The organism is Vulcanisaeta distributa DSM 14429 (assembly GCF_000148385.1).
Taxonomy (GTDB): domain Archaea; phylum Thermoproteota; class Thermoprotei; order Thermoproteales; family Thermocladiaceae; genus Vulcanisaeta; species Vulcanisaeta distributa.
In genome coordinates this window covers 153,888-170,677 of the sequence record NC_014537.1, presented here as the reverse complement: position 1 = coordinate 170,677, position 16,790 = coordinate 153,888, and the positions used below count along the sequence as shown (strand labels likewise).

Sequence of the window (16,790 nt, the reverse complement as noted above, 5' to 3'; positions counted from 1 at the left end):
GCAAACATGTTATGGTAAGGAAGAGGGCAGGTGTGACCAGTGGGTTAAGGGCGCAGGAGATAGACGTTTTAGATTACTTAAGTTCTAAACCTTCTGATTACAGCGCTTCGTTTAAAGAGATTTTTGAGTTTCTTCATAAAAAGTACAGCGTAAAAAGTAAAGGTACAGTGGGTAGATTATTAGAAAGGCTGGTAAAGGCAGATTTGATTGAAAGAAGTGGTAAGGGAATTTATAAATTAAAACTGAGTAATTACAGTGCCATTAAGCGTACATTGTATGACATTAATAATCAAATACTGAATGAGCTGAGTTATTTTAAACCGGTAATACTACCGAGAGATCTCGGCACATTGTCAGGAATGGACCTATTGCTTTCACGCTTTGAGACCAATGCTCAAAATACCAATAAAATTATTAACATTATTAACGCAATTCCTAGAGTTATAAATTGTAAATATTTAGCCAGGGAATACCATTATAATCCTTATTATCATCAAAATAATACTGAATACTTTGGGCTTGTCATTTTAGGAGAAGCATTTGCATCGAGTTATGAAAATATAGAGCTTAGTGAGATCGAGAAACACGAGGAGTTATTCAATGTACTTAAGCAGGGGGGTGATGGGTGCAGGCATGATGGATCGAACTTATACATATACAGTACAACTGAACTTAAAGTTGATTCTTCAATTGTGAAACCCGTTAAATTTGTCACCATGGTAATATTGAATAAGGGCTTTAGGTACATGGGCGTCGTCTCGTCAGCGACGTACGGTGATGAGCAATTGAGTGATGGCACGTACGAATCAATAATAAGACTGCTAATTATGATTTCATTAGTAAATACCATGAAGTTTTTATCATTATTTAGATTATTTAGTAATAACGTAATACCTCGCTCCATGATATATACAGAGAGTCGTAAAGGATTCATTCACTACATACCATTTACACAGGGTTACGACCTCACTAAGTTAATAAACACGATAATGAAAATTGAGAACCTAGAACCATCAAATGTACCAAACACCCTACTTACGCTCACTAAAGAACCACACTAGCCACTCCTTAAATCCTTAAATTTAATATATAACGCGAACCATCAACCATCACAATAAACACTATAATGATCTTACCACACATTATTCTTTTATGCTGATTATTAATTATTCTCTGTGTAAACCACCCTGGTTTACGGGGAGTATGCAGTATTTTATTGAGCAGGGTTGCTGGTTTGTGGGTTTGATGCGGATGATGACGTAGGATAGAAAGGATTAGGCAGTTTGATGTCATGTTTGTTGTTTTTGTTTTTCGCTCACCTCCTTAACTGTGTTTAGTATTTTCTTTGCTACCTCGGTTAGTTTCACTAACTTGCCGTTGTGTATATCGAGTGTGTAGAGTTCAATGTCACCATATTTACTCCTCACGTGGTTCCTAAGCCTAAGCAGTAGCGGTAGGTAAATCACGGCCTGCGGGTTTGGGACCACAACCCAAAGCCCCTTAACACCAGCACCAACCCTGGACTCCACGGTCTCCAGCAACTTATGAACGACGGTCCCAGTGCCGTATAGGGTCTCGACCTCCACAGCCAATCCACTTAGCCTTGAACCGCAATTTTGCTTGACATAGATGTCAAGCCTAATGTTCTCCTTCTCCAACGGGTACTGGTACTCAGTCTCAACGCAATCTAATGCCTTCTTAAACGCATCGTCCTCACCCAACCCACTCTCCATGAACTCCCTCTTCAACTCATCGATGAGGTGCCTAACTACGAATGCCTTGGTTAGGTAGTGCGTCATAGACTCCCTACCACCCTCATCAGGGCTTGAGCTTGGCCTAACCTTAACCAGGACATTGAAGTCCCTAGCCACCTCCCCAAGTCTTCTCCAAAACTCATCCTCTAGGTACACAGTCACCACGTCTAGACCTGCGCCAGCCTCATCCCTAACCGAACCCTCAACATCACCCCACATTAAGTGAGTTAGGAGCTTGAGAAGCCCAACATCCTCACCCATTATTGAAACATCAACGGGCCTCCATATGTTGAACTCCCTCCACAGGCTCCCTCGAATACTCCTCAACGAATCCTCATCACCGTAGAGTACTATGAAGCCGAAGCCCTGTGAGAATAGCTCCCTAAGCCTATCCCTAAGCCTATTAAGGTCAGTATCGAATTTAGGATGGCTTCCCAACTCGCTGGTTAGGTCTAGGATGAATAACCTACCGCCGGCACCAACCTCGATTGGGAGGAGGAGCCTAAGATCCAGTGGATTACTCACATGCTTAGGTGCCGGCAAACCACCAACCCTAACCCTATAAACCTCCCTAAGAAACCTCTTAAGAAACTCAATGTAGTTAGCCTTCTCCTCCTTAGGCCTATGGGCGAGTATAATTACTGGCTTCTCCGGGGTTACATTGCCTAGGCCTAGAATTGGGTGCTCCTCGGCACTGTATACTTCCTCAACCGCCTGGGCAGTCTTAATCTCCTCTTCAGTTAATGTTGTCGTATTGACCTGCCTCTGCGATTCGGTTAGGGGTACTGTGGTTGAGATGTCCATCGAAGCCATTGCCTGCTGGAAGGAAACCTCAACCGGGTTTAACATACTCGGTCTACCGCTTGGAAGGATTGATGTTGAGGGGTCTAGGTTTAAGCCAACCCTACCAACCTCGATGAAACTGACATCAACGGCGCCCAACTGAGGACTTAATACAGGCCTTATCTTTGGTAGCAGGTCCTCAAGCCCAACCAACTCAACGGTGGCTTCCTTAACGAACTCAACATTAACTGCCGGGAGACTGGGTATGGGGCTGAGGAGTGATGATTGAGGTAATTGGGGTGTTTCGTAATTAATATTAACACTCATCAATAAACCGCTAGGTATGATGAAGAGGGCCTCAACAGGATTACCCGGCCTAAGCCCAATGGGTGTTATGGATGGTGTGGTGGAGTCAAGTGGAGTGATCTCAAGCCTAGGCTCCTTAGGCAGGCCTAGGTCAGGCTTAGCCACATGCACCTTAAACCCATACTCCAGGACCCCCTGAGACGTGGGTAAGCCGGAGACACCGACCTGTTCACCACCCCTAAGCCTATAAATAACATTAACAACCCCCTCATCAACCTCACCAACAGCAACCTCAATACTCATGCAAATCACCCAACAGTAAATATCTCATTGGATAATGGGTGTCTAAAAATCAGTCCAAGGAACATCAACGGCGAGAATAGCTCGAGAAATTCGCTATAACTTAACGACATTCTAATTTCACCGCAACCACGACGACTAAATGAGAATACATCACGTCCAAATATACTACGACCATATATATTAATATTACTACCATAATAAATATTAATATCTAGCATCATGCTACATACACCCTCAAAGCCGCTGCCTGTTAATCTTCTGTAGAATTCGTCAAGGTAGATTGAGTATTTTTCGACGTACTTCCTGAACTCATCATCGATATTCTTAACATAATCCTTACCCTTAAGCCAATACGTTAATTCGTAAATGTGCCATACTGTGGCTAGTAGGTGTCTTCCTAGGCTGTTTTCCTCATGCCCTATTATGGCTAGTTCCTCATCAAGCTCCTTACTAATGCTGGGTTTCAGTAGTGTTGTTAACCTAATCCCGTACTTAGCCATTAGGTTCGTTACGTCGCTGCTGAATAGTTTATCGCAGTACATTAGCCTTAGATACGGCTTTGGCGTGAAGTCCAGTGACTGTATGAAGAATGTGAATGGGTTGTAGAGTGGGAGAAGCTTAAGTAATGCGTTGGTAGTGTCTATGAATGCCTGGGCTAAATCCTCAGGCTTATCTACATTATACCTCATCGGGTTCGGCACCTGCCTCCCGGCAACCTTATATACGTTAATGAAGCTAGTTAGAATACCATTTAAAGTATCCATTACGTAACTCCTCATACTCACTATCCTCAAGCCTTCACCAGCCTTCTCCAGCCCTACATACTGCGCTACATTAACGAACTTTGCAATGTCATCATTGCTTAACCCTATTCCGAAGACCTCCCTGTAGAATCTAGCTAAGGCGTTACTGTTAAAGCACCCCTTAACATCGTCGGCATTCAGCGTTTTATTTACGCATTCCTGCCTGAAACCACCCAGGATAACCTTCATCGTGAAGTCCCTCATTTGCTGACTCCTCAGTAGCTGGCTTAGGTCACTGCCGGTTAATTTGAGTTCAACCTCCTTAACGGCATCTAGTAGACCTCTTAGCCTTGAGTAGGCTTCGTCAATGCCTTTAAACCCCTCCTCCCACCACGCCTCATCCCAATACCTGACCTCCCTAATCCTAGGCGTGCACTCAGCCATCACACCCACCCACTTAAGCCATCAAGTTCTAAGTTTTTAAGTTACATGTTAGAACTAGAGTTAGAACATCGTTAATTATCTCGTAATTCTAATTTGCATTCTAACGTATGGTTTATAAATTTAGAACTTGATGGCTTGGTGAGGCTCTATGGGTGGTAGGAGGGGGCTTTACCTAGCCCTGCTTAAGTACGTGGTTGAGAAGGGTGGTTCGGCTAGGTTTAGTGAGTTGTGTAGTTTTCTTAACATGAGTAGGGGTGCTTGTGGTAATTACCTGAATTACCTTATTAAGCGTGGCTTAATTGAGAGGGTTGGTGTTGGCGTTTATAGGGTTACGGATGCCGGTAAGCAGCTTGTTGAGAGTGACTATACCATGGTTAAGATAGCTAAGTTGGTTGAGGAGAATTTGGTAAGTAAGTATGGTATCATTATACCCAGCGATGCGGAGGCCCTGGAAGCCTTTATTGTTGAGTTTGAGGCTAGGCCTAGGATAGATCCGGAGAGACTCATTGATGACTTAGGTTGGTTAGGGCCTGAGTCAGGAATTGTGGACATTGGTGAGTTTGATGAGGAGTCCTTCAGGGAGGCTGCCAGGGCTAGTAATGGTTGGAGTAAGGTGCATTACATCAATGGTAATAGCCACTTCTTCAACATCTTCGACCCACCGGGCTATAACGTGATTGTTAGGATTGATGGTGGCGGATCAAGCCTTGGGATCTGGACCGCCGTCATTGGGCCCCATGAATTCTTCAAGCCATATAGCCCAAGCATGTTGATTAGGCTGGCAGCGTCATACTCAATCTACTACATACACCTAATCGACGCCATGGTTAGGGTTAAGCAGAACTCCAGGCTATTGGTCAAGTCAATAATGACGCTTAGGGCTGACTCGATGGGTAACATTAAGTCCATTAAATACGCAACAGTACCCAGCAACTACACAGTCGAGGAGTTAATTAACTCCTTAATAGCACAACCTGAGGGTGATTAAGGAGTTGCGAAACCACCAATGAATGTTATAAACAGCACCACCCTTTTCACTCGTCGTTTTCTGCGTCGCAGTTTTTCGTGATTGGTCTTGATAGGTTTATGCCCAGTGTTATGCCTCTGACTCCCTGCGGCAGTGCGTATTCCGCAATACCCCCTGCCTTGGCAGTCATCTTGCGTAGCCTCAGTGCGTTTTTGTATGGTGTTAGTGTGTCCGTGACGCGTGAGGCCCTAATCATCCTAGCCTCAGTGAGCACTGCCTTGTATGTTCCGTGCCTCGGGTGCTCAATGACCAAGTCCCTCGTGACCCCCAAGTCACTTGGTTCCGCATTGGCCGTTATCATGAGCGGCTTTCCCATGAAGCTTGGCTTTAGGCTTAGCGTCACTGAGCGTGGTAGTCCGTGGTACGTGATTTCATAACCACCAATGTCCACCTCCTGAACCCCCTCACCACCCCACAGGGACTCCCTAACGAGCCTCGGTAAATCACCGCAACCAACTACGTACCTGCAGCCGCTTGGCTGTGCTGTGGGTTTGATCGTTATTAAGCCCACGCCCAGGTACTCCATGTACCTAACGCCTAGCTCAAGGAACCACTCATTAAGCCCTGAATAGCCGTAGTGAACCAACACCCAATCACTCGCCACCCGCTTAACCTCCACATCCGGGTGACCATTGGTTAGCATATCATCAATTACCAAGTCCCTCGCCAGCAGCTTCGCGATTTCGTTGAGTATGGAATTAACATCACCACCAAGGCCGCTAGCCTCAACCATCAACACATCACCATCCAGAGTCGCCGCTATACCATACTTATCCAGCGCGTTCATTGCCCTCCTCATGATTACGTGGGATGCGGCATTCACGTACTGCTCCTCAGCCGCCCTAGTGATTTCATCCACGTAATCCTCAATGGGTAACACCTGAAGCACCAGGTCTCCCCTAACCCTAACACGACTACCCAATGCACTACCCAAGTCAACACCTTCATAACCGGCGTCCAAGTCAAAACCCAGTAAACCCTTAACCTCCGAGTCGTCAACACCAACAACCCTCAGCGCACCGCCACTTAGGAAGTGCCTCATGAAGCTTGGCTCGGCACTGCAATGGTCTGCGTATGCCCACCCACCACCGTTTATGAATAGTTTACCGCCATCGTTCACCCCAACCACGTATGTTGGGTGGTAGTGCTCACCAACCCCCATGACTAGGACTGCGTAGTGCCTCGACACGGCAATACCAGCCAAATCCCTAAACCCCAAGCCGGTGAATAGCCTGTAATCAACATCATCACTGAACAAACCCCTAACAGACTCACCACCCACCTCAACACCCATCCAAGCCTTGATTGCATAGTCGATCACCGCCCTAAGCCTACCATCAATGGAATCCAGGTCAACACCTATGAACTCAACACCACCCATAACAACCACCAAGCCCAAACCCCTCAACAGCACTCCTAAGTCCTAAGGCACCAACCCACGCCATACCTAATTAATTCAGTGGGTTATAAACCAAGTCATCACCCAAGAAGTACACATGCAATGCTTAGGCAATGCTGATGAGTTCGATCTCATCCTTAATTATGGGCATTGCTATGACCCACCTGCCACTTAGGTGCTCTGGGTATGCCTCGACGATGTAGTATTCCCTGGGGCCAACCCTGACTATGAGTTTCATGGGCTTCCATGGGTCATCCGGCCTACTTGGTAGTTCGTAGTAGCCTAGGGCCCCATCACTCGCGATTAACCTGAGCCTCATCGCCTTCTCATGCCTCTCACTCTAAATCCTTGTTTCGCTTTTGCTGTGTGGTAATAGACAAGTTATATAAGTGGGTATATGTGTTGCTGATTAATGCCTAGTGGTGTCCTTGGCATATTCAATAAGTTATTGACCAGCCTCACCACGTCCAGCGGTAAGTTATCAGCCATAACCGAGGCGCCACCCACCGAGGACCAGAACTTCAGGACCGAGGTCATAAATGCCGAGCCCAAGCACGTGGAGGGGCTTGGCGGTGCGCCGCCTAGGAGGTTGATTGTGATTGATGGTTCGTCGAGGAGGCTTGGGAGTCTTAGCTTTAGGGTTTTCATAGCCGGTGTTGCGATTTATGGGTTGAGGCCGCCCATTGAGTTGTACCCAGGCCTTGGTGGCGCTCCCCAGGTCAGATTCCTCGCAGTTAAGGCGCCCAGTGAGGATGTGCTTAGGAGGATTGAGGAGGATGGGGAGCTCGGTGGGTTTGTTATGGTTAAGTCGCATGACGGTAAGTACTTCGTGGGTGATTACAATGAGGATGACATAAGTGATGAGGTTAGGATGGGGCTTGAGACGTGGGCTCTCGATAAGGTGCACAGCGAGTTGGGTAGAGCCGGTAGTGAGTACGCGGTGGTTGTTGATGGGCCAACATACCTCGGCCTTGGGGAGAAGGGTGGGTTGGCTATGAGGAGGGTCTCGGCAATAGGTAGGTTAGAGGGCCTTGGCGTGCCCGTTATTGGCGTTGTTAAGAGGGTTGAGAACTCAAGGAAGCTTTGTAGTGATGAGGTGCTCAGTGAGTTTGGGCTTCTTGACACAATAAACCCAAGGCACTGCAGCGACCCACTGGTTATTCAGTCCATCGGCAGTGGGAGGGTTAGGGGGTCCTCGACCCAATAATCATTGGGCCCTTCAGGCATGTCTATCGCGAAAGTGGTAAGATAACCACGTACACCTTCCCCGAGAGGGTGTTTTGGTACGTGTACAGTGGGTTGGGGTCAAGGGTATTCAGGGTTGAGGTTCTGCGGAGTACGTATGATGGGATGAGGGATGTCGTTGAAGGCCTCGTTAAGTGGCTCGCCAGGAATATTGGTGTTGATGGTCTGCCCTACGTAATAGGTGTTGTTGATAAGTACGCTAAGTCTCTGACCAGGGGCCTATACCTGGCGTTCTATGAATTGGCAAGGCGTAGCCAGGTCTCCTTCACGTACGATACGGAGGTTGAGGTTAGGCAATTGCTAAGTGAGGTGGTTGGTAGTGCAGTCGCCTGACCTTATGGCTAGGGCTAGGGAGATTGAGGACTTCATACACAGTAAGGGTGTTGGTGATGCGGTTATTGGTAGGGTCACGATGGGGGACTACGTGTCCGTGGGTGTTGAGGGTCATAGGATAATCATCGACGTTCCATTCAACAACTACGTAAATAGTGGGATTAGGGTTGGGGACTTCCTCGGTATTGCAACCATAATACACAGGACTCTCGTCCTGGGTAGGGTTACCGAGGTTAGGAGGAGCCACGTCATTGGCTTCACGAGGACAACACCCGTGCTTGAGGTTCCCGAGGACTACACAGGCATTGCCACGCCGGCCACCGTAATGCTCGAACCACTCACCGAGTGCCCAATGGATGGGTTCGAGGCTTGCGACCCATCACCAGTCCACACACCAATAGACCCACTGAGTATCGTCTTCAGGCCAACACCCACGTTCATAAAGAGGATGCTGCAATTACCGAGTAGTGGGGTCCTCATTGGCTGGCTCTACTCCGGCGGTAGGGTGGTTAGGGGTGTTGATGTCCTCCTGCCGGAGCACGTACTCTACGAGCACATGCTCGTGGTGGGCACCACGGGTAGTGGTAAGACAGTCCTCCTAAAGAATCTAGCCCTCTCAATACTGAGTTCAATACCCGAGTCAACTGTGGTAGCCCTAGACCTGCAGGGCGACTACCCACTAATGGCGCTGCCCCCGGATAGGGTTGTTGATGATTTAATCTTCAAGCCCGTGGATTCACTAACGATTGTGGCGCCAATCACGAGGGATTACCTGAGGGTTAATAGGGACATCATTGAGGACTACGGGGACTACTACGTGGGTGAGGTGGAGGGCAGTGACGCAACCCTCACGGACGTCGAGGATCCGGGGAAGTACGCCCAGGCCATTGGCTATGGACTACTCAGGGCACTGCTGGAGCAGACCTACGGAGGCTCTAAGATTGAGGTCGACCCCAGAAACTACACGGCGTCGGTTAGGGTTCAGGGTAATGAGGCTGTCCTGGATGGGGTTGAGGCGGTGGTCACCGTTGATGGGCGAAGCTTCAGGCTTAGGCTTATTCCGTGGGCCCTAAGCTTCAGCAGCATCTATAGGGACTTGCCCAGGGTATTCCCAGTGTTTAGTCAGAGGGTTTCCCTACTATTCCCAAAGGTCATTGATAGGGCTATGGACTACATAAGGGCTGGTGTTAACTGTGAGGAGAGGGTTGGCGAGAGGGGTAGGGAGAAGTGTAGGGTAGAGGATAGGAGGCAGGGTAGGCTCGCCACCAAGGCCGTGGGAGCTCAGGAGGGCTCTACGGGTATTGACGAGTTGCTGAGTAATGATGCATGTATTGAGTTGGCCGCCGCATGCATGAAGTTGGCGCCGAGCCAGAGGGATAACATTTTCAGGGGGCTCTCAATGATTGGTGGCTTGGGGATAATGGATGTTAGGTTCACCAGTAGGGATGGTAGGTACGCCGTGGTATTCAACGAGCCGAGCAACTACGCGGATGTCCTGAGAGGCCTCGTAATCCTAGACCTAAGGCTCTTCAGGGAGAACCCCGGCGCCGCGTCAATAATTGTTTATAGGTTCCTATCAAGGGTGTTTGAGGAGAGGGATAATGAGTTGAGGGGTGGCAGGCAGCCTAGACCAACCTTCATAATGATTGATGAAGCCCACAACTACTTCCCACAGACCGTTGGTCGTGGTGATGAGGACTTCAATAAGGACACCGTGGAGACAATGATTAATAAGTTAACGAGGCTTGGTAGGGTTAGGAGGATTGGCGTCATCTTTGCAACCCACACCCCTGGCGACTTGAATGACCTAATCCTCCAGCTTACGAATACGAAGGTCGCCCTTAGGAGTGAGGTTGAGGTGTTGGAGAGAGTTGGCCTTAGGGAGTATGCTGGCGAAATAATGTACGCCCAGGACGGGGTCGCCGTGGTGAGGAGCTACGCCCTAAGAACACACGCAGTAATGATAAAGGCACCACCACAGGTAAGGCATAGGAGCCATAAGTAATGTATTTCAAGGGCCTAGCCAGTGTTAGTTAATGCCAACTAGGGTTAAGGTAGTGGCCTTGGAAACCGCGAGTGGTAGGTACGTGGAGAGGGAGTTGGAGTCCCGGATTAATGAGGCAATAAGGGAGGTGGAGAATGGGGTGGCAGAGTTATTAATGTGAAGGTGAGTGTTGCGGGGAGTCGCGAGAACTACGTGGTAACGGCGGTAATAATCTACGAAGCACAAACAAAACAATCTGATTCGCAATCTTAGGTAGAGAGTAACAAGCATCAAAATTAAGACAGTGCTTCACCCAACTCCCTAATAAAGTCCTTAAGAGGCACTAGTTCCTCCCTATCCACATTTATAGTCTCTATACTAACCCCAAACGGCAATAAACCCCTCCTCCTCAAATTATTGAAGTGCTCCATTAAGCCCCAAAGCTCCTTTAGATGCATGACGGTGGTTAGTGGCTCAAGTACGATGTGAACCTTCGAAATGGCACCACAGCCTTTATACTTCATCACGGTCTCCTGAACCTTCTTAACGCTATTTTCACCCTCGCCAAATAGGGTCTCAACCTCATAAACCTCGCCGCCATAAGCCACGTCAGCCTTAACACCACTGCATACCGCATACTCAGTCCTTATTTGACCTATCGAATCCTCGGGCTTACCATTAAACCTAGTCTTAACCAGGTAGTGGTAAATAAACGCCTTAAGTTTAAAGTGCTCGGCAGACTCATTCTCGCCGCGCTCAACGTATAGTTCATAATCACTCTTTATCTCGTTGAGTCTCGAGCTATACCGCATTAAGGCATCGCCAAAGGCCACGTCAAATATGTTTGATGGGTTATCTGGTGGTTTAACACCATTAATTAAGTAAGCCAATTTAATACCCTCGGCTGTTGCTGGGGGTTGAAGTATTATAAATGGTACATGAAGTTTGTCAACCACGTAATTACACAGTCTCTCAATAGGACTGTGCGCGCCCTCACCCTTACATATTTCACTCCATGCGTTAACGACGTACCCCACCACATTGGTGGCGCTTCTCTCACATATTATGACTACGTATGTTGAACCTCTCCTACTCATTAATTCCCTGAGCCTATCCTTAAACCAATTAAGGTTCATTAACTGCTCCTTATCTAACATACACCTTATCATGAGTAATTGATTAACGTTGCTTGAGACTTCAAGGTCTGTCTTGACGCCGTTACTCACCGAGCCAGCGCTATCAATGACTGACCTAACAAATTCAGGTTCATCACCAAGCTCGCGCATCCTCCTGAGCAGTAATTCCCTGATGAAATCGTAATGGATATTGTCGTGCAAATCCCAAAGTAGTATCACGGCCTTCTTACTACTTGGTCCTAAACGCCCATTTAGGAAATCAACGAATTCCCCACTACCAACTAAATACTGAAGTGTTGTTAACCCCCTCCCAATTACGGATGCCGTACTTACGAGCCTTAACACGAATTCATTCTTACTAAGCCCCATTGCTTCTAAGGCCTCCTCATTTAAGATTATTGATGCCACAGGACTAAACGTGAGTTGTGGCGTGGGTATTTGCGGGGTCATGCGATAAACATTAATTGACTGTGCGGATATGGGCGTTACCTGCGGTATTATTAATGGCAATTTACGCACATTGATAGGGCCTGCCAGTTCTATGGATGATACGTAGAATATATCGCCCAGCGGCTGTGGTCGCTCAGGTAATCGCTGTGGTGGTGTAGGCACGGCGTACTGCGGCGCTGCATGCTGCGGCGCGAGGGATTGCACAACCTGCGGCTGCTGAATAGGTACATGCGCGTATTGCTGTGTTTGAATACCAAGCTGGGCCACTTCCCCTGGGTTTAACTCCCTAGCACCACCTCCATGAACTAGGAAATACTTCCTTCTAAGTAGTTGCTGCACAATTTGTTGTTCATGAGTAAGGTACGTCGTACCCATCATAACCACCTAAGCAAAACCGTGTATGTGCCTGTGTATGTATTAAGAAACTGAATAATACGTTGACGTTCCTCACTAACATAAGCTTTACTAAGTTCATTAATGAGACTATTCATGTTAATACTTACCAGCTCTAGTCTGCCGAGCATTACCTGAGGTATTACCATATCCATGTATGAGCACCACGGCATAGGAACGTAATAAAGCCCATATTCAAAACGACCAGCTTTACAGTTACGGTCGTTATTGTTGACTAAGTAAATATGGTATGTGGGTTCATCACGTGCAGTATCACTGTTGAATTTATTATGAAGAGCATCGAGTAATGTGGTTAATGATCGCGATATGGTATTTATGTCTGCATAAACGCTTGTAACCACGTTTCTACAGAATACGTCAAATTTGCTATCAACGTCACCACCACGGCATACGTAATGATTAACATATTGCGCACTGATTGGTTCTAGGCTTTTGCTTACTTTCATGGCGTAGTCAATTAATGATGATCTCAATGGAATAATCTGGTTATTCTGTGAATAGTAGTAGAGGGAGGATAGCCAGGTAGCATCATTTATCATACTCCATATCGCTTCATTAAGTCTGGCGAGTAAGCCGCCTAATGTCGAGGCGCTGCTGATGAATTTATTCCAAGCATTCTCCTCGAATTTCAGGGAAAGCCTTGGGTAGTAGCCAGGTACGTATTCGACGTTTCCATTGATTAACCAATCTGGGTAGCCATGGAGTGAGTACTCGCTTGGGTTGCAACCTGGGCATAGACTTACTGGTTGTGGTGCGTTCTGTATTTTGTCGTAACCAAGGTTACTTAGTATAGTAGTGTAATTGCTTGGGTCTCCGTAGTATGCCCTAAAGTGTATTGGCGTTGTTGTTCTAATGCTCCAGGCGAAGAACATGAATGGGTTGTGACCTGCTGATGAGTTCACGGCATACTCGAGAAACCTCTCAATGCTGCATGGCGTAATTGCCGAATCCGCGATTACCCCAGTCCTACTTAGTATCTTATCCGTTAGGTCGTGGATTAGCCTTACGTACTCCACGAACTCATTATTAATATTGCCGAACTGCTTCAGTAGCTCCTCGGCACATTGATTCAGGGGCGCTATATAGGCATTGAAGAAGTTCTTGACCCAGTCATTCCAATTCCTAACAATATTGCCAACGCTAGCCATTGCTGGTAGGGACTGAGCCACATTAATCACCATTAACAATTGCTTTTAAGACTTCTGGAGTCACTTGACTTATTTTTAGGTAATTATAATTGATTATTGACTCAATGGGTATTAGCCATTGGCTTGGTTTAAGGTCTATGCAGACCTCACAGTGCTTATACTCCTCACGAACCTCGCCCCTCCTTATCCTTGGCTCCCCCGTGAATTTTGGCTCTACCGACTTTATGCTCATTTCCACATCGAGGATTCTGCGGTCGTCATGAATTATTTGCACGTATTGATCATCATTCATTGCGAAGTTTGCGATTATCTCGTAGCTCCTACCGATGATTGGGACGGTTATTATGCCATTGCTTAGGATTACGAGCCTAGGCTCGCTGGGTATTGGGTCTAGGTACTTGGTAAAGCCTGAGTAGTCCTTTAGGAGTGCATTATCGTAGGCAAGCCTTGCCAGCGTTAGGTGTTTGAAGTAGCCTTTCAGTAACGTGCTAAGCAAGTACCTAGTAGTTCCCGGCAGTGAGAATGCTCTAAACCTCAGGTGCGCATGTCCTTCTGGCAGGGACTTGCTAATCATTGATATGAACTTAACCAGTGGATTGAGTGATTCGGTGTAAGCAGTGTACATTCCATACGCTGCGGCCATGACCTCCTCCTCTGGTGGGAATTCGCCAGGCCCATGCGCCCAGTGGTATCTCTCGTGACTGAGTAGATACGTCATTGCAACATCCACAGTCGCTTCGGCGGCGATTCTCATGACGAGGCCCAGTGGTACCCCAAGCTTGAAGTTGCTATTCTTAATCAACACATCCTTTAACTCACTGGCTAGCTGCTTCATGAGTGTGCCCATATTCGTTATGTAAAGCTTAGTTAACCACTCAGCGACCCTATCAATGTTGTAGTATATCTTATCCTCATCTGAGCAGTAAATGGCTAAGTTCTCGGTGCAGGTAATCCTTTGGTTATAATCGCCGCAAAGCTCGCATAGGTCTGCATTGAAGGACTTTGTGTTGATGAATTGCCTCAGGGCCTCCGCAAGGTCTATGTCGCCGTGCTCTAGTATGCCTATTACATCCCCAATGTCTACGCAGAGGTCCCCGTAGTCAATCACCTCATCACCGATCGTTACTGAGCCACAACCCCTACCCTGCAACTGATTCAACTCACACCTCCTATCACACCTATTGCACTTATTACCTAAGCCCCCAGTGCTCATCATAGTTACCGAGATACGCATTTTTAAATTGCTTTTCTCTATGGTTAGTTACCGAGTTGTTTATCGGGTTCAGTAACTTGAGGTTTCAGTAACTAATTTAAGTGTAAATTCTAAGGTAGTTATTGCCGGTGATTTGATGGGTCAGTTGGGGAGGGTTAGGTGGTGTTGGTTTGTTGATGAGGTTGCCAGGGTGGATGGCTTGGACAACGCCCCATCACTCATGACAACCGTGACCTGCGAGGACATCCTCCTCATGAGGATATCCCTAGACACACTGGCCGGTGGTGCGGCTAGGTTCACGGCCATCAGGGGGTTTGCCAGGGATTACCTCGGCATCACAAGCCATCGTGTGCTCTACCGAATGCTGAGGAGGCTGTGTGAGTATGGCCTTGTGAAGTTTAGGAGGGGCTCAACGTGCAGGTCGAGTGATTATGACTGCGCAGTGTCGAAGACGGGCTGTAGGATTATGTCCATATTACCAACCTCAATAGGCCTAGTGCTTGCATCAACCACATCACTCGCGTTCTTCACATACCTAGACATGTACACTAAGTACGTGAGCAATGAACTAAGTGGGGAGGCTAGCGATGCCATGAACCTCGTTAAGGAATCAATAATCAACCTATTCAACCTGGGCGCCTACGATACATATGACAAGACCCTGGCGCGGTCCATGCACCAGGCGGCGATGAGTACATTCATGAGCATGAAAAACATTACCGAATTAATGGCGATTGCGGATGCCATTGGGCTGGACACCCCCGAGTCAACCTACGCATTTAGGGCTGTGGTCTTCCACAAATACAATGTTAATAAGTTCCTAAGGTTCGTACTGGTGGGGCTTATACATAAAGCCCTGAGGTACGGCTTCAACATTAACGAGGTTAGTGGGTTAATCAAGGACCTACTCAACGATAGGGTTGATGAAGTTAGGAAACACCTAGACCTAGTGATTAAGCTGGCTAAGGCGAGCCGGCAGGAGGGTGTGAGCTTGCTAGAACGCCTAATGCAGTAGGTGAGTCGTGTGGGGGCCCTCAACACCCAGTCATTAATTGATGGCTTATACATGCGGGAGGATAATGGTGAGTGTACCGTTAGTGTTAGGGTGTTGATTGACGTCCTCGGCCCCGGGAACTACAATAGGTTTAGGACCTTACTCGTGAGGTATGGCTTCAGGATTGAGAGGTCTAGGTCATACACATGGGCAATAATAAACAGGCCATGCGCCGAGGCTAGGAGGATCATAATCGACGTAGTAAACTCACTCATTGGTGGGAAGGGGTGGGGAGAGGCGGAGGCAACGAAGTGTGAGCCTAAGGCGATTGGTGAGGTCACGAGCTACCTGAGTAGTAGGGTCCTTAAGCTCGTGCCCAGCCTTGGTGAGGCTGTTGATGACTTAATAATCAATCTTGAGGCTGGTAATCACGTTGTTTTGCTTGGTGGGCCTGGTAGTGGTAAGACGCTTATTTTGGATGCAATCGCTGAGGTAGCGAATAACCCGCTTTACGTGAATATGGCCGATGCTTCGGCTGCGGGTATTGAGGACTTAATAATCGAGGCTGGGTGCGTCGACTACCTACTCCTGGATGAGCTTGATAAGGCTAGGAACATCGCACTAAGCCCACTACTGCAGTTGCTTGATCATGGTGGTAGGCTTAGGATTACGAAGCACGGTAAGGCTGTAAGCCTCGAAATGCCCTGGCTCAGGGCAGTCGCGGCGGCAAACCCATTCAACCCAAGGGTTAGGTCTGCGAATTGGTGGGCGCCATTGATGGATAGGCTGGTGCCCATTGAGGTGCCGCAGCCGAGCGTTGATGAGTTGATTGGCTTCATGGAGTCAATCACCAACGCGAGGATGCCGGGCTGGGTTAGGCAGGTGGTTGAGGAGTACATGGGCAGGGTAACGCTTAGGAAGGCTGAGCAAGCGGCGAAGTACATAGTTAAGGCGATGGAGAGGGGTAAAAGCGAGGAAACAATAAAGGCAAAGGTAGAAAAGATAATGAGGAGCTACTCAGAGTTGGTGGGCGATTTAAGCACTAGCTAAGTATATCATTACCATGAAAGTAATGCCAAAATTAAAACTACGGTAATGATAGATTTAAACTTGT

Annotated in this window: 15 protein-coding genes; 8 read left to right on the top strand and 7 right to left on the bottom strand. The window is 47.6% G+C overall.

Translation table 11 applies throughout. From position 1 onward, the window contains the following. The first annotated feature begins 11 nt into the window (after window positions 1-11). Complete coding sequence (locus VDIS_RS00860) at window positions 12-1,061, top strand: MarR family transcriptional regulator (RefSeq protein WP_013335312.1); 1,050 nt, start codon at window positions 12-14, stop codon at window positions 1,059-1,061. Between the two features lie 228 nt (window positions 1,062-1,289). Here the strand turns inward: VDIS_RS00860 and VDIS_RS00855 are convergent, their stop codons facing one another. Further along, window positions 1,290-3,146, bottom strand: coding sequence for a hypothetical protein (locus VDIS_RS00855; protein WP_013335311.1), 1,857 nt, complete (start codon window positions 3,144-3,146; stop codon window positions 1,290-1,292). A gap of 5 nt (window positions 3,147-3,151) precedes the next feature. Continuing rightward, complete coding sequence (locus VDIS_RS00850; RefSeq protein WP_013335310.1) at window positions 3,152-4,333, bottom strand: hypothetical protein; 1,182 nt, start codon at window positions 4,331-4,333, stop codon at window positions 3,152-3,154. Window positions 4,334-4,481: 148 nt separating this feature from the next. Here VDIS_RS00850 and VDIS_RS00845 point away from each other — a divergent pair, with 148 nt between their 5' ends. Further along, the gene (locus VDIS_RS00845) at window positions 4,482-5,321 is read left to right on the top strand and encodes a winged helix-turn-helix domain-containing protein (protein ID WP_013335309.1); all 840 of its coding nucleotides are present in this window, start codon (window positions 4,482-4,484) and stop codon (window positions 5,319-5,321) included. Window positions 5,322-5,367: 46 nt separating this feature from the next. Here the strand turns inward: VDIS_RS00845 and VDIS_RS00840 are convergent, their stop codons facing one another. Together VDIS_RS00840 and VDIS_RS00835 are read right to left on the bottom strand one after the other, a co-directional pair. Further along, window positions 5,368-6,741, bottom strand: coding sequence for a hypothetical protein (locus VDIS_RS00840; protein WP_148678154.1), 1,374 nt, complete (start codon window positions 6,739-6,741; stop codon window positions 5,368-5,370). 124 nt (window positions 6,742-6,865) lie between these two features. Beyond that, entirely contained in the window at window positions 6,866-7,078 is a 213-nt protein-coding gene (locus VDIS_RS00835) for a hypothetical protein (protein ID WP_013335307.1), read from the bottom strand. A 93-nt stretch (window positions 7,079-7,171) separates the two neighbouring features. Here VDIS_RS00835 and VDIS_RS00830 point away from each other — a divergent pair, with 93 nt between their 5' ends. The 4 genes from VDIS_RS00830 to VDIS_RS13085 all read left to right on the top strand — a co-directional run bounded on the left by VDIS_RS00830 (window position 7,172) and on the right by VDIS_RS13085 (window position 10,502). Further along, window positions 7,172-7,966: a DNA double-strand break repair nuclease NurA gene (locus VDIS_RS00830; protein ID WP_013335306.1), complete on the top strand. Its 795-nt coding sequence runs from the start codon at window positions 7,172-7,174 to the stop codon at window positions 7,964-7,966. 80 nt (window positions 7,967-8,046) lie between these two features. Beyond that, window positions 8,047-8,337 carry a hypothetical protein gene (locus tag VDIS_RS00825; protein ID WP_148678153.1) on the top strand — a complete coding sequence of 97 codons (291 nt, stop codon included), beginning with the start codon at window positions 8,047-8,049 and terminating at the stop codon, window positions 8,335-8,337. Then, complete coding sequence (locus VDIS_RS00820; RefSeq protein ID WP_013335304.1) at window positions 8,324-10,342, top strand: AAA family ATPase; 2,019 nt, start codon at window positions 8,324-8,326, stop codon at window positions 10,340-10,342. The genes VDIS_RS00825 and VDIS_RS00820 overlap by 14 nt, the downstream gene beginning before the upstream one ends. A gap of 31 nt (window positions 10,343-10,373) precedes the next feature. Then, window positions 10,374-10,502 carry a hypothetical protein gene (locus tag VDIS_RS13085; protein ID WP_013335303.1) on the top strand — a complete coding sequence of 43 codons (129 nt, stop codon included), beginning with the start codon at window positions 10,374-10,376 and terminating at the stop codon, window positions 10,500-10,502. 115 nt (window positions 10,503-10,617) lie between these two features. Here VDIS_RS13085 and VDIS_RS00815 read toward each other — a convergent pair whose 3' ends face one another. Genes VDIS_RS00815 through VDIS_RS00805 form a run of 3 tightly spaced genes read right to left on the bottom strand, consistent with a single transcriptional unit; the run spans window position 10,618 to window position 14,682 of the window. Further along, the gene (locus VDIS_RS00815; RefSeq protein ID WP_148678152.1) at window positions 10,618-12,282 is read right to left on the bottom strand and encodes a hypothetical protein; all 1,665 of its coding nucleotides are present in this window, start codon (window positions 12,280-12,282) and stop codon (window positions 10,618-10,620) included. Further along, complete coding sequence (locus VDIS_RS00810; RefSeq protein WP_148678151.1) at window positions 12,282-13,490, bottom strand: hypothetical protein; 1,209 nt, start codon at window positions 13,488-13,490, stop codon at window positions 12,282-12,284. The genes VDIS_RS00815 and VDIS_RS00810 overlap by 1 nt, the downstream gene beginning before the upstream one ends. A gap of 1 nt (window position 13,491) precedes the next feature. Continuing rightward, window positions 13,492-14,682, bottom strand: a complete 1,191-nt coding sequence (locus tag VDIS_RS00805; RefSeq protein WP_013335300.1) for a hypothetical protein — start codon at window positions 14,680-14,682, stop codon at window positions 13,492-13,494. A gap of 136 nt (window positions 14,683-14,818) precedes the next feature. Here VDIS_RS00805 and VDIS_RS00800 point away from each other — a divergent pair, with 136 nt between their 5' ends. Beyond that, window positions 14,819-15,697, top strand: coding sequence for a hypothetical protein (locus VDIS_RS00800; RefSeq protein WP_013335299.1), 879 nt, complete (start codon window positions 14,819-14,821; stop codon window positions 15,695-15,697). Between the two features lie 9 nt (window positions 15,698-15,706). Further along, a complete protein-coding gene (locus VDIS_RS00795) occupies window positions 15,707-16,726 on the top strand; it encodes an ATP-binding protein (protein ID WP_013335298.1) in 1,020 nt (339 codons plus the stop codon). The last annotated feature ends 64 nt before the right edge of the window (window positions 16,727-16,790 follow it).